Origin of the sequence: Caballeronia sp. S22 (genome assembly GCF_964261745.1) — a bacterium.
Lineage (GTDB): Bacteria > Pseudomonadota > Gammaproteobacteria > Burkholderiales > Burkholderiaceae > Caballeronia > Caballeronia jiangsuensis.
On the sequence record NZ_OZ180038.1, the window covers coordinates 1,021,947 to 1,044,864 of the forward strand.

Below are 22,918 nucleotides of genomic sequence, written 5' to 3' on the forward strand. Positions count from 1 at the left end.
TGCCTGATCGGCGAATGCCGCCGCATCGAAATGTCGCAATGAGCGCGAGTATGTCGGCTAGGCGCGGGCGGATAAACGCCCGTCAGGGAGACGCTTTGGAGAACGGCGCGCGACAATCGGGTTGTGCGGCAAACGACTTCAGGCATCGCGGCGGCATTGCGCCGCCGCGTCATCGAGACGTCGGCGATTCAATGCTGCGGCGCGCCCTCCCACGCGGGCAGCGTCGCGCCGTGATACACGCTCAGAATCGACGAAGCGACATTGGTCTGCTGATAGCTTTCGACGAGCGCCTTGACCCATGGCGCCTGCGCATCCTTCGCATTGACCGCGATGAAGTTGCGATACGCATTGCCCGGCACCTGCTCCTGCGCGATGCGTTCCTGCGGAATCTTGATGCCTGCCTTGATTGCCCAATCGGTGTTGACGACGGCGGCGTCGAGATCGCCGATCGCACGGCCGACGATGCCCGCATCCAGTTCCTTGATCTGCACGTGCTTGGGGTTGCTCGCGATGTCGCGAGCGGTCGGCAGGAGGCCGACGTTGTCGCGCAGCTTGATCACGCCGTTGGCCTGCAACAGCAGGAGCGCGCGGCCTTCGTTGCTCGGGTCGTTCGGCACGCCGATGGCCGCGTTCTGCGGCAGCGCATCGACCGATTTCCATTTGCGCGAATACAGGCCGATCGGCTGCACATAGGTGTAGCCCACGGGCACGATGTCGTAGTGGCGCGCCTGGATCTGCGCATCGAGATAGGGCTTGTGCTGGAACGAGTTGGCGTCGAGGTCGTGCTGCGCGAGCGCTTCGTTCGGCTGCGTGTAGTCGGAGAAGGTCGTGACCTTCACCGTGATGCCGTGCTTCGCGGCATTGGCGGCGACGGCGCGCCACACATCTTCGTCCTCGCCGGACATGATGCCGACCCGCACGGTCTGATTCGCCGCGAACGACGGCTCTGCGCTCACGACGCCGCACGCGAGCAGGATCGAGAACAGAGTGGCTTTGAATGAATGCTTGATCTTCATGATGCACACGCATGCTATTGAGGGAAGCGTGATGCTAGAGGCGCGGCGCGTGCGCGACAAATAACATCGGGCGCTATCGATATGCGTGACGATTGAGATTCGCTGCGAGCGATATCGATATCACGATTTCTCGTTTAGCCGCGCAGGCGGGCGTTGATAGCATCCTCGGAGTGGCATCGGTAAAGATGCCTTCGATCAACGAGGAACTACGCATGTCCGACCGAAAGAACACGCCCTCTCTTCCCGCGCGTCGCCGCACGCTTTTCACGCTCGCCGCGCTCGGTGCGGGGCTGTCGGGCGGACTCGCCGGGCGCATCGCGCAAGCCGCCGACGCGCCGAAGACACTGCGCATCGGCTATCAGAAGTACGGCAACTTCGTCGTGCTCAAGGCGCGCGGATCGCTCGACAAACGCCTGGCAGCACAAGGCATCGCCGTGCAATGGCTCGAATTTCCCGCCGGGCCGCAACTGCTCGAAGGGCTCAACGCGGGCGCGGTGGATATCGGCACGGTCGGTGAAACGCCGCCGATCTTCGCGCAGGCGGCGGGTGTCGATTTCGTCTATATCGGACACGAGCCGCCCGCGCCGCGCGCCGAGGCTATCGTCGTGCCGAAGGACTCGAAGCTCCAGTCGGTCGCGGAATTGCGCGGCAAGAAAGTGGCGCTGAACAGAGGATCGAACGTTCATTTTCTGCTCGTCGAGGCGCTCAGAAAATCGAACCTCGCCTGGTCCGATATCCAGCCCGTCTATCTCGCGCCCGCCGATGCGCGCGCCGCCTTCGTGCAGGGCAGCATCGACGCATGGGCGATCTGGGACCCGTATCTCGCCGCCGCCGAGAAGCAGGCCAGCGCCCGTCAGCTCACCGACGCGAGCGGGCTCGTGCGCAACGTGCAGTACTACCTCGCGACGCGCAAGATCGCCACGGCGCAGCCGCAGCTCGTGCATACGGTGCTCGAAGAACTCGATCAGGTCGATCGCTGGGCGCGCGAGAACGTGCCGGCCGTGGCCGCGCAACTGTCGCCGCTCGTCGGGCTCGATACCGACATCCTCGAAACCGCGCTCAGGCGCACGTCGTACGGCGTGCAGCCGATCGAGCCGGCGACGCTCGCGTACCAGCAGCAGATCGCCGATACCTTCACTGGGCTCAAGCTGATTCCGAAGAAACTCGACGTGACCGAGGCGCGCTGGAACGTCGCCTGAGCGCGTTCCGGGCGTTAGCACGATCACGCATATCCTTCGCGCGAATCGATGGTTCGGCTGCGCGCGGCGCGTCGTTAGACTCGTCGGAGCGCCGCTGCCATCGTGCGCGGCAAGCACTCATTCAACACACGACGAACAGACGAGGCAGATTCCGCGATGAATGTTTTCTGGTTCATTCCCACTCACGGTGACAGCCGCTATCTCGGCACCTCGCAAGGCGCGCGCGCCGCGAATTACGACTACTTCCGCCAGATCGCGGTCGCCGCCGATACGCTCGGCTATGAAGGCGTGCTCTTGCCCACGGGCCGTTCCTGCGAGGACGCCTGGGTGGTCGCGTCGAGCCTCATTCCGGCGACGAAGCGTCTGAAGTTTCTCGTTGCGATCCGTCCGGGACTGAGCTCGCCGGGATTGTCGGCGCGCATGGCATCGACGTTCGACCGGCTCTCGAACGGGCGTCTGCTCATCAACGTCGTGACGGGCGGCGATCCGAACGAGCTCGCCGGCGACGGCGTCTTCCACGATCACGACACGCGCTACGAAATCACCGACGAATTCCTCACCATCTGGCGTGGCCTGCTCGAACAGTCGCACGATAACGGCAGCTTCGATTTCGACGGCAAGCATCTGCAATCGCAGGGCGGCAAGGTGCTGTATCCGCCGGTGCAGAAGCAGCATCCGCCGCTGTGGTTCGGCGGTTCGTCGGCGGCGGCGCATGACATCGCGGCGAAGCACATCGACACGTATCTGACGTGGGGCGAGCCGCCCGAGGACGTCGGGAAGAAACTGGCCGACATCCGCCGCCGCGCCGCCGACGAAGGCCGCTCGATCAAGTTCGGCATTCGTCTGCATGTGATCGTGCGCGAGACCGAAGAGGAAGCATGGGCGGACGCCGACAAGCTCATCAGCAAGCTCGACGACGACACCATTCGCCGCGCGCAGGCGCAGTTCGCGAAGATGGATTCGGAAGGCCAGCGCCGCATGGCCGCGCTGCATGGCGGCAGGCGCGACAAGCTGGAGGTGTATCCGCATCTGTGGGCGGGCGTCGGGCTCGTGCGCGGCGGCGCGGGCACCGCGCTCGTCGGCAATCCGGAGCAGGTCGCCGGCCTCATGAAGCAATATGCGGAACTGGGCATCGATACCTTCATTCTCTCGGGCTATCCGCATCTGGAAGAGTCGTATCGCTTCGCCGAACTGGTGTTTCCGCTGTTGCCGCGCAAGCAGCGCGAGCAGGCGAGCGGACCGCTGTCGGGGCCGTTCGGCGAAGTCATCGGCACGTCGGAGCTGCCGAAGGTATCGGCATCATGACGCTGAATGCCATCGCTCGCCGCGCGTTGCCTTGGCTCGTGCCGGTGCTGATCCTGATCGCATGGGAAAGCGCCGCGCGCACCGGCGGGCTTTCATCGCGCGTGCTGCCCGAACCGCTCGCGGTGGTGAAGGCGGCATGGACGCTGATCGAATCCGGCGATCTGTGGGCCAACGTCAAGGTCAGCGCGGGCCGCGCGCTCGCGGGCTTCGCGATGGGCGGCGGCATCGGCTTCGTACTCGGGCTGGCGACGGGACTTTTCAAGCCCGCCGAAGTCGCGCTCGACTCGACCGTGCAGATGATCCGCAACATCCCCGCGCTCGCGATGATTCCGCTGCTGATCCTGTGGTTCGGCATCGGCGAGGAAGCCAAGCTCGTGCTGGTCGCGCTGGGCGTGTTCTTTCCGGTCTACGTCAACACGTATCACGGCATTCGCTCTGTCGATCGCGATCTGATCGAGATGGCGAAGAGCTATGGTCTGTCCGGCTTCGCGTTGTATCGGCATGTGATTTTGCCGGGCGCGTTGCCTTCGATTCTAGTCGGCGTGCGCTTCGCGTTCGGCCTGATGTGGGTGATGCTGATCGTCGCCGAGACGATCTCCGCGCAATCGGGCATCGGCTACATGACGATGAACGCCCGCGAATTCCTGCAAACCGATGTCGTGGTGGTCGGCATCCTGCTCTACGCGCTGCTCGGCAAGTTCGCCGACATGGCCGCGCGCGCGATCGAACGCGCGACGCTGCGCTGGCATCCGGCCTATCAAACGAAGGCGCAATCATGAATCTGATCGATATCGATACGCTTACGCCCGTATTCAGGCGCGCCGAAACGCAACCGCATGCGCGCGCGCCGTTCGCGGGCCGCGATCTCGCCGTCTCGCTGCGCGGCGTGGAAAAGCGCTTCGGCGAGCGCAAGGTGCTGGATCAACTGGATTTCTCGATCGAGCGCGGCAGCTTCGTGTCGATCGTCGGACGAAGCGGCTGTGGCAAGTCGACCTTGCTGCGGCTCGTCGCCGGTCTCGATCAGCCGACGGGCGGCGTCGTGCAGCGCAACGCACCGGCGAGCGCAAGCGAACTGCAGGTGCGCATCATGTTTCAGGACGCGCGCCTCTTGCCGTGGAAGAGCGTGCTCGACAACGTGATGATCGGACTGCCGCGCAGCAAGCGCGACGACGCCCGCGCCACGCTCGCCGAAGTGGGCCTTGCCGAGCGCGAGAAGGACTGGCCGTCGCGCTTGTCGGGCGGGCAGCGCCAGCGTGTGGCGCTCGCGCGTGCGCTGGTGCATCGGCCGGATCTGCTGCTGCTCGACGAGCCGCTCGGCGCTTTGGATGCGTTGACGCGCATCGAGATGCAGGGGCTGATCGAGCGGCTATGGCGCGAACACAAGTTCACCGCGCTGCTCGTCACGCACGACGTGCAGGAAGCGGTGTCGCTCGGCGATCGCATCGTGCTGATCGATGCGGGGCGCATCACGCTCGATACCGCGGTCTCGTTGCAAAGACCGCGCACGCGCACCGCGCCGGGTTTCGCCGAACTCGAAGAGCAAGTGCTTTCGCGCGTGCTTCAACGCGCCTGATTGTGCGGCTGTTCGACTTTTCGCACGGCCCGTGCGGATTGAAGTGGATTATCGATCGGCGCTCCGCTCGCTATTCTGTGGGCTTTGAAGGAGCGTGAGCCATGTCGAAGGAAAAGATCGCGATCGTCACGGGCGGCAGCCGCGGGCTTGGCCGAAACACGGTGCTGAGCCTTGCCGCGCGAGGCATCGACAGCATCTTCACTTATCACAGCAATGAGGCGCAAGCCGGGCAGGTCGCGGCGCTCGTCGCCGGGACGGGCCGCAAGGCGCGCGCGCTGCAACTCGATACCGGCGACACGAGCGCCTTCGACGCCTTCGTGAACGATGTGCGCACGACGCTCGCCGACTGGGGCGCCGACCGTTTCGACTTCCTCGTCAACAACGCAGGCACGTCGCATCACAACAGCATCGACAAGACGACGGAAGCCGAGCTCGATGCGCTCTACACCGTCCACTTCAAGGGCGTGTTCTTCCTCACGCAGAAGCTGCTGCCGCTGATTCGCGACGGCGGGCGCATCGTGAATATTTCCTCGGGCCTGACACGCATCATCGTGCCGGAGAGCGCGCCTTACGGCTCGATGAAAGGCGCGGTCGAAGTGCTGACGAAGTACATGGCGAAGGAACTCGCGCCGCGCCGCATCGCCGTCAACGTGGTCGCGCCGGGTGCGATCCAGACCGATTTCAGCGGCGGCATGGTGCGCGACAATCCCGAGCTGAACAGGCGCATCGCCGACATGACGGCGCTCGGCCGCGCGGGCCTGCCCGACGACATCGGACCGATGATCGCGTCGTTGCTGTCCGAGGACAATCGCTGGGTCAATGCGCAGCGTATCGAAGTGTCGGGCGGGATGTCGATCTGAACATCGCGCAAGCGAGCGCGGGCCGCGCTATGCGTCCAGCGGCACCGCGCTCACACACTTAAGCTCGTCGAGACACACGCTCGACTTCACGCCGCTCACGCCGGGAATGCGCATCAGCGTATCGAGCAGAAACTCCGACAGCCCCTTCAGATCCCGCGCAATCACCTTCAGCATGTAATCGATATCGCCGGTCACGGCGAAACATTCCTGTATCTCCGCGAGCTTGGCGACGACGTTCTTGAACTTCGCGAGATCGCGCACGTGGCCGCGTTCCATCGTCACCTGGATGAAGGCCACCACGCCGAAACCGAGCGCCTGCGCATCGAGCCGCGTCTCGTAGCCCTTGATCACACCCAGTTCCTCCAGCCTTCGATGACGCCGCAGCGTCTGCGCGGGCGACAGATTGATCGCTTCCGCCAGTTCGAGATTGGAGATGCGTCCGCGGGACTGCAGAATCCCGAGCAAACGCAGGTCGATACGATCGAACTCGATAGTCTGCAATTTTCTTTCTCCGATGAGCCCAATCACGAAATCCGGACGCGGAAACTAGGGTTTGTCTGCGCGTCTTAGGAAATCATATTGTGCCGTATCAAATTTACACTGATTCCCCTAAATTGAGCACAGGAGAGAGACACGTGGCACATGAGGGACACGGCACGCTCAAGCGCGGCCTGAAGAACCGTCACATTCAGCTGATCGCGCTCGGCGGCGCGATCGGGACCGGGCTGTTTCTCGGCATCGCCCAGACGATCAAGACGGCCGGACCGTCGGTGCTGCTCGGCTATGCGATCGCGGGCATCGTCGCTTTTTTCATCATGCGTCAGCTTGGCGAGATGGTCGTCGATGAGCCCGTCGCGGGATCGTTCAGCCACTTCGCGGACAAGTACTGCGGGCAATATGCGGGCTTTCTGTCGGGCTGGAATTACTGGGTGCTCTACATTCTCGTGTCGATGGCCGAGCTATCGGCGGTCGGCATCTACGTGCAGTACTGGTGGCCGGGCATCCCGACGTGGGTGTCCGCGCTCGTGTGCTTCTGCGTGATCAACGCGATCAACCTCACGAGCGTGAAGTCGTATGGCGAGCTGGAGTTCTGGTTCGCGATCGTGAAGGTGGTCGCGATCGTCGGCATGATCGGCTTCGGCGGCTGGCTCCTCGTCTCGGGCGGCGCAGGACCGGAAGCGAGCGTGACGAACCTGTGGCGTCATGGCGGCTTCTTCCCGAACGGCGTCTCGGGTCTCGTGATGGCGATGGCCGTCATCATGTTCTCGTTCGGCGGACTGGAGCTCGTTGGCATCACCGCGGCCGAAGCGGACGATCCGTCGCATACCATTCCGCGCGCGACCAATCAGGTGATTTACCGCATTCTGATTTTCTACGTGGGCGCGCTCGGCGTTTTGCTTTCGCTGTATCCGTGGCAGAAGGTCGTGACCGGCGGCAGCCCGTTCGTGCTGATCTTCCATGCGATGAACAGCAACTTCGTCGCGCACGTGCTCAATGCGGTGGTGCTCACGGCGGCGCTGTCGGTCTATAACAGCGGCGTGTATTGCAACAGCCGCATGCTCTACGGCCTCGCGCAGCAAGGCAACGCGCCGCGCGCGCTGCTCAAGGTGAACAAGCGCGGCATTCCGCTCATCGCGCTCGGCGTTTCCGCCATCGCGACGGCAGCGTGCGTGCTCATCAACTATCTGATGCCGGGCAAGGCGTTCGAGTTGCTGATGGGCCTCGTCGTGTCGGCGCTCATCATCAACTGGGCGATGATCAGCCTCATCCATCTGCAATTCCGCCGCGCAAAGGCGCGCGCCGGTGAGACGACGGTGTTCAAGAGCCTCGGCTATCCGCTCACCAACTATCTGTGCCTCCTGTTCCTCGGCGGCATTCTCGTGGTGATGTGCCTGATTCCCGATCTGCGCATGTCGGTCTATCTGATTCCGGTGTGGCTTGTGGTGCTGGGCGTGGGTTATGCCGTTCGCAACCGTCGTCGCGCGAGTGCGGCGTTGTCGCGCGTCTGAAGGAGACAGTCATGTTCGAACACATCGATGCCTATCCGGGCGATCCGATCCTCTCGCTGAACGAAGACTTCGCGAAGGACGCGCGCGAGAACAAGGTCAATCTCAGCATCGGCATCTATTACGACGACGAAGGCCGTCTGCCCGTGATGCGCGCCGTGCGCGAGGCCGAAGCGCAGTGGCTCGTGCAACCCGCCGCGAAGCCGTATCTGCCGATGTCGGGGCTTGCAGCGTATCGCGACGCCGTGCAGTCGCTCGTCTTCGGCGATGACTCCGTGGCGCGAGCCGAAGGCCGCATCGCGACCGTGCAGACGCTCGGCGGCTCCGGCGCGCTCAAGGTCGGCGCGGACTTCATCAAGCGCTATTTCCCCGGCTCGCAAGTCTGGGTGAGCGATCCGACGTGGGATAACCATCGCTTCATCTTCGAGCGCGCGGGCTTCACGGTCGGCACGTATCCGTACTACGACGAAGCGAGCGGCGGCCTGAAGTTCGACGCGATGCTTTCGGCCATCCGCGATCTGCCCGCCAAAAGCGTGGTGCTGCTGCACGCGTGCTGCCACAACCCGACCGGCGTCGATCTGACCGATGCGCAATGGGTGAAGCTGATCGAAGCGATCAGGCAGCGTGATCTGTTGCCGTTCATCGACATGGCGTATCAGGGATTCGGCGCCGGGCTCGATGCGGACGCGTTCGCGATTCGCGAGCTCGTGCGCCAGAACGTGCCGGCGCTCGTCGCCAATTCGTTCTCGAAGAACTTCTCGCTGTACGGCGAACGTTGCGGCGCGTTGTCGGTGGTTTGCGAGTCGGCGGAATCGGCTCCTCGCGTGCTGGGGCAGTTGACGAGCGCCGTGCGCGCGAACTACAGCAACCCGCCGACGCACGGCGCGATGATCGTCGCGCGCGTGCTCACGACGCCGGCGCTGCGGCAATCGTGGGAAGAGGAGCTGGCGTCGATGTGCACGCGCATCGCGCGCATGCGCGGCGAGATTCACGCGCGGCTGCGCGGCAACGTGCCCGACGCGATGCTCGCGCGATATCTGGCGCAGCGCGGGATGTTCACCTATACGGGGCTTTCCGCCGCGCAAGTCGATGTGCTGCGCGAGCAGCACGGCGTCTATCTGATTCGTTCGGGCCGGATGTGTGTCGCGGCGTTGAACGAACGGAATGTGGACGCGACGGCGAGCGCCATCGGCGAAGTGCTTTCGAAAGAGATCGCGTAGCCGCTCATTTTCACCTCATTCTCCATAAGCACACTGCATCCATCGCTCACAAAGGAGGGATGCAGTCATGGAAACCTGTGAAAAAGCGGCCTATCGGTCCTATGTCGATGTCCTGCTCGACCATCTCGATGCGCACGCCGATCGCGCGGTGCTGCGCTATCTCGATGAGGACGTGACGGGCGGCGCGCTGCGCGCATCGATCTATCGCTATGCGCGGGCGCTCGCGTCGTTCGGCATTACGCGCGGCGCGCTCGTCGCGATCTTCGCGCCGAATTGCCCCGACGCGCTCGCCATCCGTTACGCGACGAACCTGCTCGGCGCGGCGACGATGTTCCTGCCCGCGATCGCATCGGCCGAGCAGCGCGCGGCCTTCGTGACGCGCATGCAACCGGCATTGCTTGTCGCGTTCGCGGAGACAAAACATCTTGTGCCCGAGCGCAGCGGCGCGCGTCTCGCTTATGTCGGCACGGGCCCGGCGCGTTCGCGTCTGGACATGCGCGCACGCGTGCAGCACGATGTGCCCGTGCAAAGCCGCGCACGGCGCGATGATCTCGCGGTGGTCGTGTCGTCGGGCGGCTCGACCGGCGCGCCGAAAGCGAGCCGCCGCAGCTTCGCGGTGTATTCGACGATGGTGAGCGCGCCGAGTCCCGAGGACCGCCGTCAGCTCGTCAACGGGGCGCTCGCCTATCTGTCGCAAGTGCTCGTCGATAACACGTTGATGGGCGGCGGCACGGTGGTGCTGAAACCCTCCTACGATCCCGCCGACACGCTCGCGACGATCGAAGCCGAACGCATCACCGATGTGCTCCTCGTCGAGCCGCAACTCTTCGAAACGATGGATCACCCGGACGTCGATCGGCGCAATCTGTCGTCGCTGCGCTCGATCGCGCATATCGGCGGATCGGCGCCCGCGATTCTGCGGCGGCGCGCGATCGCGCGGCTCGGACCCGTGCTCACGCATATGTACGGGGCGAGCGAGGCGGGGCTCGTGAGCGTACTGACGCCATCGGATTATCTGGCCGATCCCGGTTTGCTGGACACGGCGGGCCGCATCCGGCCGGGCGTCGATGTGCGCCTGCGCCGCGCCGATGGCAGGTTCGCGCGCGAGGGGCAGCACGGCGCCATCGAGGTGAGATCGAGGGCGGTGGCGCAGGGCTATTACCGGCAGCCGATCGAAGCGGCGCAGAAGTTTCGCGACGGCTGGTGCCTGACGGGCGATATCGGTTTCATCGACGAAAACGTGCATCTGCATGTGCTCGGACGCGCCGCCGATGTCGCCGAAATCGATGGCGCGGTCATTGGACCGGCGCGAATCGAAACGCCGCTGTGCGCCTTGCCCGATGTCCGCTACGCGCGTGCCGTGGCATCGGCGGATGTCGCGCGCGGATATCTGTGGGATGTCGTCGTCGTGCCGTGGGCGGGCAAGCGTGTCGATATCGCGCGATGCATACGCACGCTCGAATCGGCGTGCGGCGTGGACGTTGCGAAGGCCGTACGGATGGCCGCCGTGCAACGCGTGCCGCTCACCGAGCAGGGGAAGGTGAATCGCGCGGCGATCGGGCGGTTATGCAGGGACGCGTCGAATGCGGGCGTCGTCAGCGAGGAGAGGCCGCGCGCTTCGCCTTCAGCAGTGCCAGCATGACCCGATCGCGCTCCGTTTCCATCGACGCCGACGACCGGCCATCGAGCGCCGTCTTCATCTCTTCGACGACTTTGCGCTGAAGTTCCGGCGTCAGTCGCGGCGTGCCGAGGTCATCCCACCAATCCTGCATCGGCGGGCCGAGATGATCGAGCGTATGCGCAATGCCCGCTTCGCCACCCGAGAGATGCAGGTTGGCGAACGGTCCCGACACCGCCCATCGCAGGCCGGGACCGTACGCGATGGCATCGTCGATATCCGCGACACTCGCCGCGCCGATCGACACGAGATGAAACGCCTCGCGCCGGAGCGCCGCCTGCAATCGATTGGCAATGTGGCCCTTCAGCTCCTTTCGCGGATGGATGGGACGCTTGCCGATCGCCGTGTAGAAGGCCATCGCGCTTTCGAGCGACGCGGCCGACGTGACCTCGCCGCCGATCACCTCGACGAGCGGAATCAGATGCGGCGGATTGAACGGATGTCCGAGCACGACCCGCTCCGGATGACGGCACGCGCGCTGCATGCGGCTCATCAGGAGACCGGACGTGCTCGATGCGATCACGACATCATCGGGCAGCGCCGCATCGATTCGTTGTAGCAGATCGAGCTTCAGGTCTTCGCGCTCGGGTCCGTTCTCCTGCACGAACTGCGCGCCGGACAGCGCGCTCTCCAGATCGTCGTGGAACGTGAGATTCGCTATGGAAGCGCCTTTGTCCAGGCCGATCTCTTCGAGCGTCGGCCAATGCCGTGCGACGGCCGTCATCAGCCGCTCGCGCGCGCCGGGCGCAGGGTCCGTCGCCGATACCGCGAGCCCGCGCGCCAGAAAATACGCGGCCCAGCTCGCGCCGATCACGCCTGTGCCGACAACCGCCACGCGTTCGATACCGTTCGCCATCATGTTCAATGCTCCAGGCAGGCAACGCCGGCTTCCGCGCGCAAAGGCTTAAGCCCGATGATCTCGCGCGCCTCGTCGGGCGTGGCCGGTTCGTATCCCATCTCGCGCACGAGTCGCACGAGCCGTTCGACCAGTTGCACGTTCGTCGCCAGTTGGCCGTGCCGGTAGTACAGATTGTCTTCGAGCCCGACGCGCACGTGTCCGCCCAGCAACAGCGAGTTCATCGCGGCGGGCAATTGCGCCGCGCCGATCGCGCTGACATTGAAGACGGTATGCGCCGGAAGATGATCGACCATCGTCTGCAACAAACGCGGCGTGTAGGGCAGCGCGCCCTGAAAGGCATTCGCGCCGATGACGATGTTGATGAAATGCGGCGCATCGTCGAGGCCTTCGTTGAGCGCGCGCTGCACGTCCTGAACGATATCGGCGAGTCCGAACACTTCCCATTCGGGCTTTATGCCGCGTTCCTTCATCATGCAGGCGATCTGCCGGATGCGCGACGGCGGCGTCGCAACGAGAATCTCCTTGCCTTCGAAGCTCGCGATCACGGTTTGCGCATCGAGCGTGCACATTTCGACGCCATCGCCCTGCATGCCTTTAAGGCGCTCTTCCCACATGATCTCCCACAAGCCGTTGTCCAGCTCGCGGACCATGTCGCCGTTGATGCCGCCGCCCGTGGAGTTGTTCAGGACGATGTCGCACTTGGCGCGGATCAGACGGTTGATCTCGCTGTAGATCGCGGGATCGCAGGTGGCCTGATCGTCCGGACGGCGCGCATGCACGGCGACGACGCTCGCGCCCGCGTTGTAGCAGCGGTAGGTATCGTCGGCGATTTCGCGCGGCTGTGTCGGCAGATTCGGGTTCATCGTCTTTGTCGCCATGCCGCCCGTGGGCGCCACCGTCACGATGACTTTGGGTTTGCTCATGATCTTTCTCTCCAGATATAGGTTTTGATTTAAGGACGCTTCAGTTCGCGCCCGGACCGACGCGAAGCGCGCGCTTCGGCAAACCGATCAGCGTGGTCAGGCAACCGGCGAGCACGACCGCGGTCAACGCGAACAGACCGAGCTGAATGCTGCCCGTCGCGCCCTTGATCCAGCCGATCAGCGTCGGGCTGACGAAGCCGCCGAGGATGCCGAGCGAGCTGATCACCGCGATGCCCGCCGCCGCTGCACTGCGGCCGAGGTATGTCGGCGGGATCGACCAGAAGAGCGAACCGCCGCCGAAAATGAAGAACGATGCGATGCACAGCAGCGTCATCACCATGCCGACGCCCGAACCGGCGAACGACGTCGATGCCAGCGCGATCACCCCGATGGCGAGCGTGCCGCCCACATGCCAGCGACGTTCACCGAAACGATCCGAACTGCGGCTGATGATGAGCACGCCGAGCGCGCCGAAGAAATAAGGCACGGCGGTGCACCAGCCTATCGTCGACAGACTGGCGATGCCGATGCCCTTGATCATCGTCGGCAGCCAGAAGGTCAGCGTGTAGACGGCGCATGCGCAGCAGAAGTAGATGAAGGCGAGCACGTAGGTCATCGGATCGGCCAGTGCGGCGAGGAGCTTGCCGTGGCCGCCGTGTGCGGCGTCATCCTTGTGATCGGCGCTCATGGCCGCGCGCACTGATTCCTTCTCGGCATCGTCGAGCCACGACGCTTCGGCGGGCTTGTTCGGCAACATGCGATACAGCAGGAAGCCCATCAGCACGGTCGGCAGGCCTTCGACGATGAAGAGCCATTGCCAGCCGTGCATGCCGCCAAGTCCTTCCATGCCGCTCATGATCGTGCCGGACAGCGGGCCGCCGAGCACGCCGGTGATCGGCATGCCGAAGAGAAAGAGTCCCGTCACGCGGCCGCGGCGCTGGCTCGGATACCAGTACGTGAGATACAGGATGATGCCGGGAAAGAAGCCGGCCTCGAAGATGCCGAGCATCAGGCGGATCGCATAGAACTGCCACGGCGCCGAGACGAACGCGGTGGCCGCCGAAGTGAGGCCCCAGAGCACCATGATTCGAAGAAACGTCAGCCGCGCGCCGATCTTTTCGAGCAGCAGGTTGCTGGGCACTTCGAACAGCAGATAGGTGACGAAGAAGATGCCCGCGCCGAGACCGTAGACGGCATCGGAGAACGCGAGATCCTGCTTCATCTGCAGTTGCGCATAACCGATGTTGATGCGGTCGAGAAACGCGAATACGTAAGCGATCAGCACGAGCGGCATGACACGCAGACTGATCTTGCGAAAGACCGCGTCTTCTTCCGAGCGGCCGATTGAACTCTCGATAACCGCCGCGCTGCTCAGCGAACGAATGCGATTCATTGCGTGTCTCCCTGTCTTGTATGACACGCATTATTTCGACATCCGCTTATGGCAACTGTCGATCGGGCGACAGTCCGGGTCAGCGTATACGCGAAGCACTCATTGCGCGATGTCCTGCAACCCCGGCAGGTCGAGTATGACGATTTCGCCGTATTCGGCGCGCACGAGGCCGGCGCTCTTGAAGCGGCTCATCGCCTTGTTGCAGGTCTGCCGCGACACGGCCGCGAGGTTTGCGAGTTCCTCCTGGGAAATGCGCAAATGATTCGTGCCGCCCGGATTCGACAGCGGATGAATCATGCCGACGAGCGCCCGTGCCACGAGGCTGTCGGTATCGAGCAGTCCGTGCGCGGCGGCGACGGCCATGAACCAGTGCAGGCGTTCGTTGACCTGCAACAGCAGGAACTCGTTGAACGAGGGTTGACGTTCGCGCAGCCAGTTGAACGTGGCGGACGGAATCTGTGCGACACGGCTGTCGCGCAGCGCGATGAGATCGGACTGGCGCGGCGCATTGCGAATCAGGGTGCCTTCGCCGAACCAGCTTCCGACGGACTGGCCGCCGAGGGTCACGGTCTGTCCGTCGCGTGCGGTGATCGACCACTTGATGAGGCCTTCGAGCATGCCGAACCACATGTGCTGCCGCTCGCCATGATGCCCGAGCACCTGACCCATCGCGACGACGCGCTCCGAGGCTTCCGCGCGCACGCGCGCTCGCGCGGATTCGTCGAGCCGCGCGAACCACGCCGACTGCGCGAGCAGTTCGTCGAGCGTGAGCGATGGAACCGGCATGCGCTTGGGCCGGGTCATCGGGTCGCGCTCACGATTGTCGCGGGATCGACAGTGTCGCGAAGCCGGGACGTGCACAATGAAGGTAATCGAAGGGAGGCCATGAGCTCATGAGCAAGGAAACTATCTACCGTATCGACGTGCAGTTCGGCGATTGCGACCCGGCGGGAATCGTCTTCTTCCCGAACTTTTCGCGCTGGATGGACGCCGCCTCGCACGATTATTTCATCCAGTGCGGCCTGCCGCCGTGGCGCGCGATGACGGACCTGCCGAACTGCATCGGCGCACCGCTTCTGGAGATGCACACGCGCTTCCATACTTCCGTCACGTACGGGGAAACCGTCGAGGTTCATAGCAGCATCGAGGAATGGCGCGGCAAGGTGTTTATCCAGCAACATCGCATCATGCGCGGCGACACGCTGATCTGCGAAGGCCGCGCGACGCGCGCATTGTGCGTCAAGCAGTCGGACGGACGCCTCAAGGCCGTTCCGATCCCCGAGTTCATCCGCGCTGCCTGCGTATGACGGAGACTTCCATGACGATATCGACCGCTCAACGCGTGCTGGTGACCGCCGGCGCGAGCGGCATAGGCCGCGCCATCGCGCAGGCGTTCGTAGCCGCGGGCGCGAAGGTCTGCGTCTGCGATCTGGACGTAGCCGCGCTGCAGGCATTGCGTGCGCAGATGCCGGACGTCGTGACCCTGGTATGCGACATCGGCGATCGCATCGCCGCCGCGCGCATGGTCGATGATGCCGCGGCCGCGCTCGGCGGCATCGATGTGCTCGTCAATAACGCGGGCATCGCCGGTCCCGCCGCGAGTGTCGCGGACATGGACCCGGACGCGTGGGAAAACGTGCTGCGCGTGAATCTCACCGGCACCTTCATCGTGACGCAACATGCGATTCCTCATCTGAAGCAGTCTCGCGCGGGCACGATCGTCGTCATGTCCTCGCTTGCCGGCCGGTTCGGCTATCCGAACCGCAGCCCTTATGCCGTGACCAAGTGGGGACTCGTCGGGTTCACGAAGACGCTGTCGCGCGAGCTCGGCGAATTCGGCATCCGGGTCAACGCCATTCTGCCCGGCGCGGTGGAAGGTCCGCGCATTCAGCAGGTGCTCGCGGGACGCGCATCGGTGAGCGGCCGCAGCGTGGCCGAGGAGGAAGCGGCGGCGCTCGCGAATCAGTCGGTCAAGCACTTCGTCGATCCGGCGGATATCGCCGCGCTCGCGGTATTCCTCGCATCGAGCGCGGGACGATCCATCTCCGGTCAGATCATTCCCGTCGATGGAGACTCGCAAAGCGCCTCTTGAGTCAGCGCGTGTGCTTCGTCCGTCCGAGAATCAGATGGGCGAGCGTGCCGAACACGATCCCCCAGAACGCGGAACCCAGCCCCAGAAAACTCATGTTGGACGCCGTAGCGATGAACGTGATAAACGATGCTTCGCGATGCGCCTCGTCCTGCACCAGCCCGACGACGTTCGCCACGATCGCGCCGAGCAGCGCGAGGCCGGCGAGCACGGCGACGAATGCATTGGGCAGCGCGGCGAACAGCATCACGACCGTTCCGGCGAAACATCCGCCCACGAGATAGAAAAGTCCGTTCGCGATGCCCGCGATATAGCGGCGCTTAGGATCGCGATGCGCATCGGGTCCGGTGCACAGCGCCGCCGTGATCGCCGCGATGACGATCGTGATGCCGCCCGAGAACGCGACCAGCATCGACGCGAGGCTCGTCGTGAGGAGCACGGGCCGCGTCGGCGTGTGATAGCCGGAGGCTCGCAGGATCGCGAAGCCGGGCAGGAACTGACCCGTCAGGCTGACGATGACGAGCGGGACCGCGAGACTCACGGTCGATTGCCAGGTCCACGTCGGCATCGTGAACACGGGGCGCGTGAGATGAAAGCTGACCGACGAAAAATTCGTCAGGCCGAGCGCCACGGCGAGCGCGCCACCGGAGAGCAGAACCAGAATGAGGCAGTAGCGCGGCGCCCATCGGCGGAAGACGAGGAAGCTCGCGACCATCCCGAGCGCGAGCCACGGCGTGACGGCCACCGACTTGAACACGTTCGTGCCGAACTGAAAGAGTATGCCGGCCATCATCGCGCAAGCGATGCCTTTCGGTATGCGCTTGACGATCTGGTCGAACCATCTCGACACGCCGAGCGCGAAGATGCACGCACCCGCGACGATATACGCGCCGATCGCCTCGCTCACCGGCATGCCGGGGAACAGCGTGACCAGCAAGGCCGTGCCGGGCGCGGACCACGCCGTGATGATCGGCTGCTTCAGCCACCAGCTCAATGCGATGCCCGAGACGGCCGCGCCCATCGAAATGGACCAGACCCACGACGCGAGCACGTCGTTGCCGACATGCGCCGCGTGCGCGGCCTGAAAGAAGATCGCGAGCGGCCCGGCATACGAGATGATGACGGCAAGCAGCCCGGCGCTCACCGCCGCCACGGACCCGCTGCCTTTCGGCGCGGCCGACATCAGACCGGGTTCCGGGTCTCGCTTCATGAAATCCTTTTGCCGTGTCAGCGGATGGACGAAGGATGACGCGCGAGCGCCGTGACCTTCATCGTCATATAGGGAAACAAGGGCAGGCCCGAAAGGATGGTGTGCAGTTCATCGTGCGAATCGACATCGAAGACGCTGTAGTTCGCATACTCGCCGACGACACGATGCAACTGCTGCCATTTCCCTTGCCGTTGCAGCTCCTGCGAGTATTCCTTCTCGCGCGCCTTGATTTCATCGGCCTTCGCGGCGGGCATGTCGTGCGGCAGATGTACGTCCATTCTTACGAGATAAAGCATAGTGTCCTCGATCAGGTGTTGAGTGTGAGCGTTCTGAGCGTTCAGTGCTTGTCGCGGCGATAGAACGCGAGCTTTTCTTCATCGATCTGAAGACCGAGGCCCGATCCCTCCGGCATGTGCAGATCGAAGTCGCGATACTGCGGCCGTGCCGTGACGATGTCGTCCTTCAAGAGCAGCGGCCCGAACAGTTCGGTGCCCCACGCGAGCTGCGGCAGCGCGCTGAAACCATGCGCCGATGCAATCGAACCGATGCTGCCTTCGAGCATCGTGCCGCCGTAGAGCGACACACCCGCCGCATCGGCGATGGCGGCCGTGCGCATCATTCCGTAGATGCCGCCCGACTTCGCGATCTTCAGCGCGAACACGTCGGCGCATGCATGACGCACGAGTTCGAGCGCGTCTTCCGGTCCCGTGACCGCTTCGTCGGCCATGATCGGCACGATGAAGCGCGCCGACAGCCGTGCGAGCGCGCCGCGCTGCTCACGCGGCGTCGGCTGCTCGATGAGATCGATGCCCGCCGCTTCCAGCGCTTCGATGCCGAGCGCCGCATCGGTTTCGTTCCAGGCCTGGTTCACATCGACGGTGACCTTGGCGCGGTCGCCGAGCGCGGCCTTGATCTTCGACACATGCGCGACATCGTCGCGAACGCCGCGCCGGCCGATCTTCAGCTTGAACGTGTTGTGGCGGCGTTCGGCCAGCAGCATTTCGGCTTCTTCGATATCGCGCTGGGTATCGCCGCTCGCGAGCGTCCAGAGCACGGGCAGCGTCTTGCGGACCGCGCCGCCGAGCAACTCGGACACCGGCACGCCCAGGCGCTTGCCCTGCGCGTCGAGCAGCGCCGTTTCGATCGCGGACTTGGCGAAGCGGTTGCCGCGCGCGATCTTGTTCAGCCTGAGCATCGCGCCGTTGATATTGGTCGCATCCTGTCCGACGAGCGCGGGCGCGAGGTAAGTATCGATGGTCAGCTTGATGCCCTCGGGACTTTCATCGCCGTAAGACAAGCCGCCGATCGTCGTGGCTTCGCCAAGGCCCTCGATGCCGTCGCTCGTGCGCAGACGGACGATGACGAGGGTTTGCTGCTGCATCGTCGCCATTGCGAGTTGATGCGCGCGAATGGTCGGGAGGTCAACCAGAATCGCTTCGACGGATGTGATTTGGGCGTTCATACCTGGAATGTCGGAAAGGAAGGGTTGCTGCAGTATTGCCCGCCCATTTGCCGCCTGTCCAACACCGTTGACGTCTAGTGCCATACCCCGAAGGTATGACGCGCGTCATCACCCGCGATCGGTGCGCGGCGTATAGCTGATGTGCTCCTCCTCGTACAGCCGGTAGACGAGTTCGAGCATTTCCTTGATGTCGCGCGATTCGTCGAGCGCGCGCATGCTCATGATGACGGGGGAGGTGAGCGTCGGGTCGTCGAGTTCCCGGTAGATCACGTCGTCGCGCTTGAGGCCATTGACGCTGCTCGGCACGACGGAAACGCCTTCGCCCGCCGCGACCAGACCCAGCGCGATCTGCAACTCGCGCACTTCGTAGATCTTGCGCGGCGCGAGCGCGCGGTCCTGGAAGGCCGCGAGCACCTGATCCGCGTAACTGGGGCGCGGCGCCTTCGGGAAAATGATGAGGGTTTCGTTGGTCAGGTCGCGAAGCGAGAGAATGGGCTTGCCGAGCGAGAGCGCATGACCGACGGGAAGCGCGACGATCATCTGCTCCTCGCGCAGAATCACGCGGCGGATATTCGCATCCTCATGACGAATGCGGCCGAAACCCACGTCGATGCGGCCGTCCTTGAGCGCGCGGATCTGGTCCATCGTCGACATTTCGTGCAGACTGAGTTCGACGGTGGCGTTCTCGTCGCGAAAGCGCCGGATGATCTTCGGCAGCATCCCATATAGGGTCGAGCCCACGAAACCCACCGAAAGGCTGCGTTCGATATTGCCTACGCGACGCGTCATCGATTCCAGCTCGGCGGTCTGCGCGAGCAGTTGCACCGCGTGCGAATAGAAGAACTTGCCCGTCTCCGTGAGCTTCAGCGGCCGGGAGTTGCGTTCGAATAGCTGCACGCCGAGCGTCTCTTCGAGCTGCTGTATCTGACGGCTCAAAGGCGGTTGGGCGATATGCAGTCGCTGCGCGGCGCGCGTGAAATTCCGTTCTTCTGCCACCGCTACGAAATAGCGGAGATGCCGCAGCTCCATCTCTATACCTCCTGGATATGGCCCAATACTAAATCAGTGTTGGACTGGCCTTCTTTGCGTCCATTATCCTGCCTTCACGCTCTGTTTCAACACCCGACCATACCTTCCGAGCATATTCGTACCGGTGTTGAAGCAAGGGTTAACCCCCACCATAAAATTGCGAGATTCAGGAGCAGACATGAGCATCAAAGTGTTCGATACGAAGGAAGTGCAGGACCTGCTGAAGGCTGCTGCCAACCTCGGAAGTCAGGACGGCAGTGCTCGCGCGAAGGAGATCACGCATCGCCTGTTGAGCGACCTGTTCAAGGCGATCGACGACCTCGATATGACGCCCGATGAAATCTGGGCCGGCGTCACCTACTTCAACAAGCTGGGTCAGGATGGCGAAGCGGCGCTGCTGGCCGCCGGCCTCGGTCTGGAAAAGTATCTGGACATCCGCATGGATGCCGAGGACCGCGAGGCGGACATCCACGGCGGCACGCCGCGCACCATCGAAGGCCCGCTGTATGTGGCCGGTGCGCCGGTGCGCGATGGCGTGTCGAAGATCGATCTCGATCCCGATGAAGATGCCGGTCCGCTCATCATTCGCGGCACGGTCACCGGCACGGACGGCAAGCCCGTCGCGAATGCGGTGGTCGAATGCTGGCACGCCAACTCGAAGGGCTTCTATTCCCACTTCGACCCGACCGGCGCGCAGAGCGACTTCAACCTGCGCGGCGCGGTCAAGACGGGCGCCGACGGCACCTACGAATTCCGCACGCTCATGCCCGTGGGCTACGGCTGCCCGCCGCACGGCGCGACGCAGCAGTTGCTGAACACGCTCGCGCGTCATGGCAATCGTCCGGCGCACGTGCACTTCTTCGCGACGAGCGAGAACCATCGCAAGCTGACGACGCAGATCAATATCGAAGGCGATCCGCTGATCTGGGATGACTTCGCCTACGCGACCCGCGAGGAACTGGTGCCGCACGTCGTCGAAAAGACCGGCGGGACGGCGCTGGGACTCAAGACCGACGCTTACAAGGAAATCGCGTTCGACATCCAGTTGACGCCGCTGTTGCATGGCAAGGACAACCAGCTCGTCCATCGCCCGCGCGTATCCGCCACGGCGTAATCGCCCGGCACGCGCCCGGAGCGGCGACAGTTCTGTCGCCGCTCGACACTCCGCAAGAATCATTCGATACCGATGCAAGCGCTCCATGACCGGAGCCGCATAGGGAGAGCACACATGTCCGCCATTACCAACAAAGTCAGCCAGCTCGACGAACTGCTGCAAACGGCCGTTCAGGACGACAAGGAAAACGGTGTATTCCGCTGCCGCCGCGATATCTTCACCAACGCCGATCTGTACGAACTCGAGATGAAGCACATCTTCGAGAGCAACTGGGTGTATCTGGCGCACGAAAGCCAGATTCCCAACAACAACGATTACTACACGACGTGGATCGGCCGCCAGCCCGTGGTCGTCACGCGTGACAAGACCGGCGAACTGCACGCGGTCATCAATGCCTGCGCACACAAGGGCGCGATGCTGTGCCGTCGCAAGCATGGCAACAAGGGCAGCTTCACGTGCCCGTTCCACGGCTGGACGTTCTCCAATACCGGCAAGCTGCTGAAGGTGAAGGACGAGAAGACCACCGAATATCCGATTCAGTTCAATACGCACGGCTCGCACGATCTGCGAAAAGTGCCGCGTTTCCAGAGCTATCGCGGCTTCCTGTTCGGCAGCCTCAACGCGGATTCGATGCCGCTCGAAGATTATCTCGGCGAGACGAAGGTCATCATCGATCAGATCGTCGATCAGGCGCCGGACGGCCTCGAAGTATTGCGCGGCAATTCCTCGTACATCTACGACGGCAACTGGAAGATGCAGATGGAGAACGGCTGCGACGGCTATCACGTCAGCACCGTGCACTGGAACTACGCCGCGACGATGGGCCGCCGCAAGGTCGAAGGCACGAAAGCCGTCGATGCCAATAGCTGGAGCAAGTCGGTCGCGGGCGTGTATGGCTTCGATCACGGGCACATCCTGCTGTGGACCAAGACGATGAACCCGGAAGTGCGCCCGGTCTATCAGCATCGCGAGGAAATCAAGGCGCGCGTGGGCGAAGAGAAGGCGGACTTCATCGTCAATCAGACGCGCAACCTGTGCCTCTATCCGAACGTGTTCCTGATGGATCAGTTCAGCACGCAGATTCGCGTGGTGCGCCCGCTGGGTGTCGACAAGACCGAAGTCAGCATCTTCTGCTTCGCGCCGAAGGGCGAGAGCGCCGAGGACCGCGCGATTCGCATTCGTCAGTACGAAGACTTCTTCAATGTCTCGGGCATGGGCACGAGCGACGATCTCGAAGAGTTCCGCGCCTGCCAGTCGGGTTATGCCGGCATCACGGCGATGTGGAACGACCTGTCGCGCGGTGCGCCGCTGTGGGTTCACGGTCCGGACGACAACGCGAAGAACATGGGTCTCAAGCCGCTCATCTCGGGCGAACGCAGCGAGGACGAAGGCCTCTTCGTCGTGCAGCATGAATACTGGGTGAACGTGATGCGCGACGCCCTGAAGAAGGAACAAGCGGAGGCATTGGCATGAGCTTCGATTACCACACAATCTGCGCGACGCTGTATCGCGAAGCACGTTTTCTCGATGACCGTCAGTGGGACGAATGGCTGGGCTGCTACGCGGAAGACGTCACCTACTGGATGCCCGCGTGGGACGACGACGACCGCATCACCGACGATCACGAAAGCCAGATCTCGCTGATGTATTACCCGGATCGCGGCGGCCTCGAAGATCGCGTGTTCCGCATCAAGACCGAGCGCAGCGGCGCATCGATGCCCGAGCCGCGCACGAGCCATAACGTCACCAACGTGGAAGTGCTGGCCGAGCGCGAGAACGAAGTGGATGTGCGCTACAACTTCGACACGCTGAGTCATCGCTACAAGATCACCGATCATTTCTTCGGCACGATCTTCGTGACGCTGCGCAAGGTCGACGACATTCTGGTGATCGCGCACAAGAAAATTGTGCTGAAGAACGACTATATCCGTCAGGTGCTCGACGTCTACCACGTCTGATGCTCCCGGTGATGAGACAGTAAG

At 63.5% G+C, this 22,918-nt stretch carries 23 protein-coding genes; 13 read left to right on the plus strand and 10 right to left on the minus strand.

From position 1 onward, the window contains the following. Positions 1-188 precede the first annotated feature (188 nt). The gene (locus ACEN42_RS31325; protein ID WP_371883522.1) at positions 189-1,016 is read right to left on the minus strand and encodes a MetQ/NlpA family ABC transporter substrate-binding protein; all 828 of its coding nucleotides are present in this window, start codon (positions 1,014-1,016) and stop codon (positions 189-191) included. Positions 1,017-1,228: 212 nt separating this feature from the next. Here ACEN42_RS31325 and ACEN42_RS31330 point away from each other — a divergent pair, with 212 nt between their 5' ends. The 5 genes from ACEN42_RS31330 (at position 1,229) to ACEN42_RS31350 (ending at position 5,953) form a co-directional block, all read left to right on the plus strand. Beyond that, positions 1,229-2,215: a sulfonate ABC transporter substrate-binding protein gene (locus ACEN42_RS31330; protein ID WP_222946409.1), complete on the plus strand. Its 987-nt coding sequence runs from the start codon at positions 1,229-1,231 to the stop codon at positions 2,213-2,215. Between the two features lie 156 nt (positions 2,216-2,371). Further along, a complete protein-coding gene (ssuD, locus tag ACEN42_RS31335) occupies positions 2,372-3,520 on the plus strand; it encodes an FMNH2-dependent alkanesulfonate monooxygenase (protein WP_371883523.1) in 1,149 nt (382 codons plus the stop codon). Continuing rightward, complete coding sequence (gene ssuC, locus ACEN42_RS31340) at positions 3,517-4,299, plus strand: aliphatic sulfonate ABC transporter permease SsuC (protein ID WP_187604464.1); 783 nt, start codon at positions 3,517-3,519, stop codon at positions 4,297-4,299. Before ssuD ends, ssuC begins: the two co-directional genes overlap by 4 nt. Next, positions 4,296-5,093, plus strand: a complete 798-nt coding sequence (locus ACEN42_RS31345) for an ATP-binding cassette domain-containing protein (protein ID WP_250485981.1) — start codon at positions 4,296-4,298, stop codon at positions 5,091-5,093. Before ssuC ends, ACEN42_RS31345 begins: the two co-directional genes overlap by 4 nt. Positions 5,094-5,194: 101 nt before the next feature. Then, the gene (locus tag ACEN42_RS31350; protein ID WP_371883524.1) at positions 5,195-5,953 is read left to right on the plus strand and encodes an SDR family NAD(P)-dependent oxidoreductase; all 759 of its coding nucleotides are present in this window, start codon (positions 5,195-5,197) and stop codon (positions 5,951-5,953) included. Between the two features lie 27 nt (positions 5,954-5,980). Here ACEN42_RS31350 and ACEN42_RS31355 read toward each other — a convergent pair whose 3' ends face one another. Continuing rightward, on the minus strand, positions 5,981-6,454 hold the full coding sequence (locus ACEN42_RS31355) for an Lrp/AsnC family transcriptional regulator (protein ID WP_035505088.1): 474 nt from the start codon (positions 6,452-6,454) through the stop codon (positions 5,981-5,983). Positions 6,455-6,588: 134 nt separating this feature from the next. Here ACEN42_RS31355 and ACEN42_RS31360 point away from each other — a divergent pair, with 134 nt between their 5' ends. The 3 genes from ACEN42_RS31360 (at position 6,589) to ACEN42_RS31370 (ending at position 10,821) form a co-directional block, all read left to right on the plus strand. Then, entirely contained in the window at positions 6,589-7,962 is a 1,374-nt protein-coding gene (locus tag ACEN42_RS31360; protein ID WP_371883525.1) for an amino acid permease, read from the plus strand. Between the two features lie 11 nt (positions 7,963-7,973). Continuing rightward, positions 7,974-9,179, plus strand: a complete 1,206-nt coding sequence (locus ACEN42_RS31365; RefSeq protein WP_371883526.1) for an amino acid aminotransferase — start codon at positions 7,974-7,976, stop codon at positions 9,177-9,179. Between the two features lie 67 nt (positions 9,180-9,246). Then, positions 9,247-10,821 (plus strand): class I adenylate-forming enzyme family protein, encoded by a 1,575-nt coding sequence (locus ACEN42_RS31370; RefSeq protein ID WP_371883527.1) that lies wholly within the window; start codon positions 9,247-9,249, stop codon positions 10,819-10,821. On the opposite strand, the gene ACEN42_RS31375 is transcribed toward ACEN42_RS31370, so the two are convergent. The 4 genes from ACEN42_RS31375 to ACEN42_RS31390 all read right to left on the minus strand — a co-directional run bounded on the left by ACEN42_RS31375 (position 10,775) and on the right by ACEN42_RS31390 (position 14,836). Continuing rightward, positions 10,775-11,716 (minus strand): 3-hydroxyacyl-CoA dehydrogenase NAD-binding domain-containing protein, encoded by a 942-nt coding sequence (locus ACEN42_RS31375; RefSeq protein WP_371883528.1) that lies wholly within the window; start codon positions 11,714-11,716, stop codon positions 10,775-10,777. The two genes, ACEN42_RS31370 and ACEN42_RS31375, sit on opposite strands and share 47 nt — an antisense overlap. A 2-nt stretch (positions 11,717-11,718) precedes the next feature. After that, complete coding sequence (locus ACEN42_RS31380) at positions 11,719-12,639, minus strand: 3-keto-5-aminohexanoate cleavage protein (protein WP_238215239.1); 921 nt, start codon at positions 12,637-12,639, stop codon at positions 11,719-11,721. A 40-nt stretch (positions 12,640-12,679) separates the two neighbouring features. Continuing rightward, complete coding sequence (locus ACEN42_RS31385; RefSeq protein ID WP_371883529.1) at positions 12,680-14,032, minus strand: MFS transporter; 1,353 nt, start codon at positions 14,030-14,032, stop codon at positions 12,680-12,682. A gap of 99 nt (positions 14,033-14,131) precedes the next feature. Then, positions 14,132-14,836, minus strand: a complete 705-nt coding sequence (locus ACEN42_RS31390; protein WP_250485989.1) for a Crp/Fnr family transcriptional regulator — start codon at positions 14,834-14,836, stop codon at positions 14,132-14,134. An 89-nt stretch (positions 14,837-14,925) separates the two neighbouring features. Here ACEN42_RS31390 and ACEN42_RS31395 point away from each other — a divergent pair, with 89 nt between their 5' ends. Next, positions 14,926-15,339, plus strand: a complete 414-nt coding sequence (locus tag ACEN42_RS31395; RefSeq protein WP_371883530.1) for an acyl-CoA thioesterase — start codon at positions 14,926-14,928, stop codon at positions 15,337-15,339. An 11-nt stretch (positions 15,340-15,350) separates the two neighbouring features. Beyond that, the gene (locus tag ACEN42_RS31400; protein ID WP_371883531.1) at positions 15,351-16,124 is read left to right on the plus strand and encodes an SDR family oxidoreductase; all 774 of its coding nucleotides are present in this window, start codon (positions 15,351-15,353) and stop codon (positions 16,122-16,124) included. 1 nt (position 16,125) lies between these two features. Here the strand turns inward: ACEN42_RS31400 and ACEN42_RS31405 are convergent, their stop codons facing one another. The 4 genes from ACEN42_RS31405 to ACEN42_RS31420 form a co-directional block, all read right to left on the minus strand. Then, complete coding sequence (locus tag ACEN42_RS31405; RefSeq protein ID WP_371883532.1) at positions 16,126-17,331, minus strand: benzoate/H(+) symporter BenE family transporter; 1,206 nt, start codon at positions 17,329-17,331, stop codon at positions 16,126-16,128. A 17-nt stretch (positions 17,332-17,348) separates the two neighbouring features. Continuing rightward, positions 17,349-17,627, minus strand: coding sequence for a muconolactone Delta-isomerase (gene catC, locus ACEN42_RS31410; RefSeq protein WP_035505070.1), 279 nt, complete (start codon positions 17,625-17,627; stop codon positions 17,349-17,351). Between the two features lie 41 nt (positions 17,628-17,668). Continuing rightward, positions 17,669-18,793 carry a muconate/chloromuconate family cycloisomerase gene (locus tag ACEN42_RS31415; RefSeq protein WP_371883533.1) on the minus strand — a complete coding sequence of 375 codons (1,125 nt, stop codon included), beginning with the start codon at positions 18,791-18,793 and terminating at the stop codon, positions 17,669-17,671. Between the two features lie 108 nt (positions 18,794-18,901). Then, positions 18,902-19,822 (minus strand): LysR family transcriptional regulator, encoded by a 921-nt coding sequence (locus ACEN42_RS31420; RefSeq protein WP_371883534.1) that lies wholly within the window; start codon positions 19,820-19,822, stop codon positions 18,902-18,904. 178 nt (positions 19,823-20,000) lie between these two features. Between ACEN42_RS31420 and catA the strand changes: the two genes are divergently transcribed. The 3 genes from catA (at position 20,001) to benB (ending at position 22,894) form a co-directional block, all read left to right on the plus strand. Continuing rightward, positions 20,001-20,936 (plus strand): catechol 1,2-dioxygenase, encoded by a 936-nt coding sequence (gene catA, locus ACEN42_RS31425; RefSeq protein WP_187604451.1) that lies wholly within the window; start codon positions 20,001-20,003, stop codon positions 20,934-20,936. A gap of 114 nt (positions 20,937-21,050) precedes the next feature. Then, complete coding sequence (locus ACEN42_RS31430) at positions 21,051-22,409, plus strand: Rieske 2Fe-2S domain-containing protein (protein ID WP_238215227.1); 1,359 nt, start codon at positions 21,051-21,053, stop codon at positions 22,407-22,409. Continuing rightward, positions 22,406-22,894, plus strand: a complete 489-nt coding sequence (gene benB, locus ACEN42_RS31435) for a benzoate 1,2-dioxygenase small subunit (RefSeq protein ID WP_238215226.1) — start codon at positions 22,406-22,408, stop codon at positions 22,892-22,894. Before ACEN42_RS31430 ends, benB begins: the two co-directional genes overlap by 4 nt. The last annotated feature ends 24 nt before the right edge of the window (positions 22,895-22,918 follow it).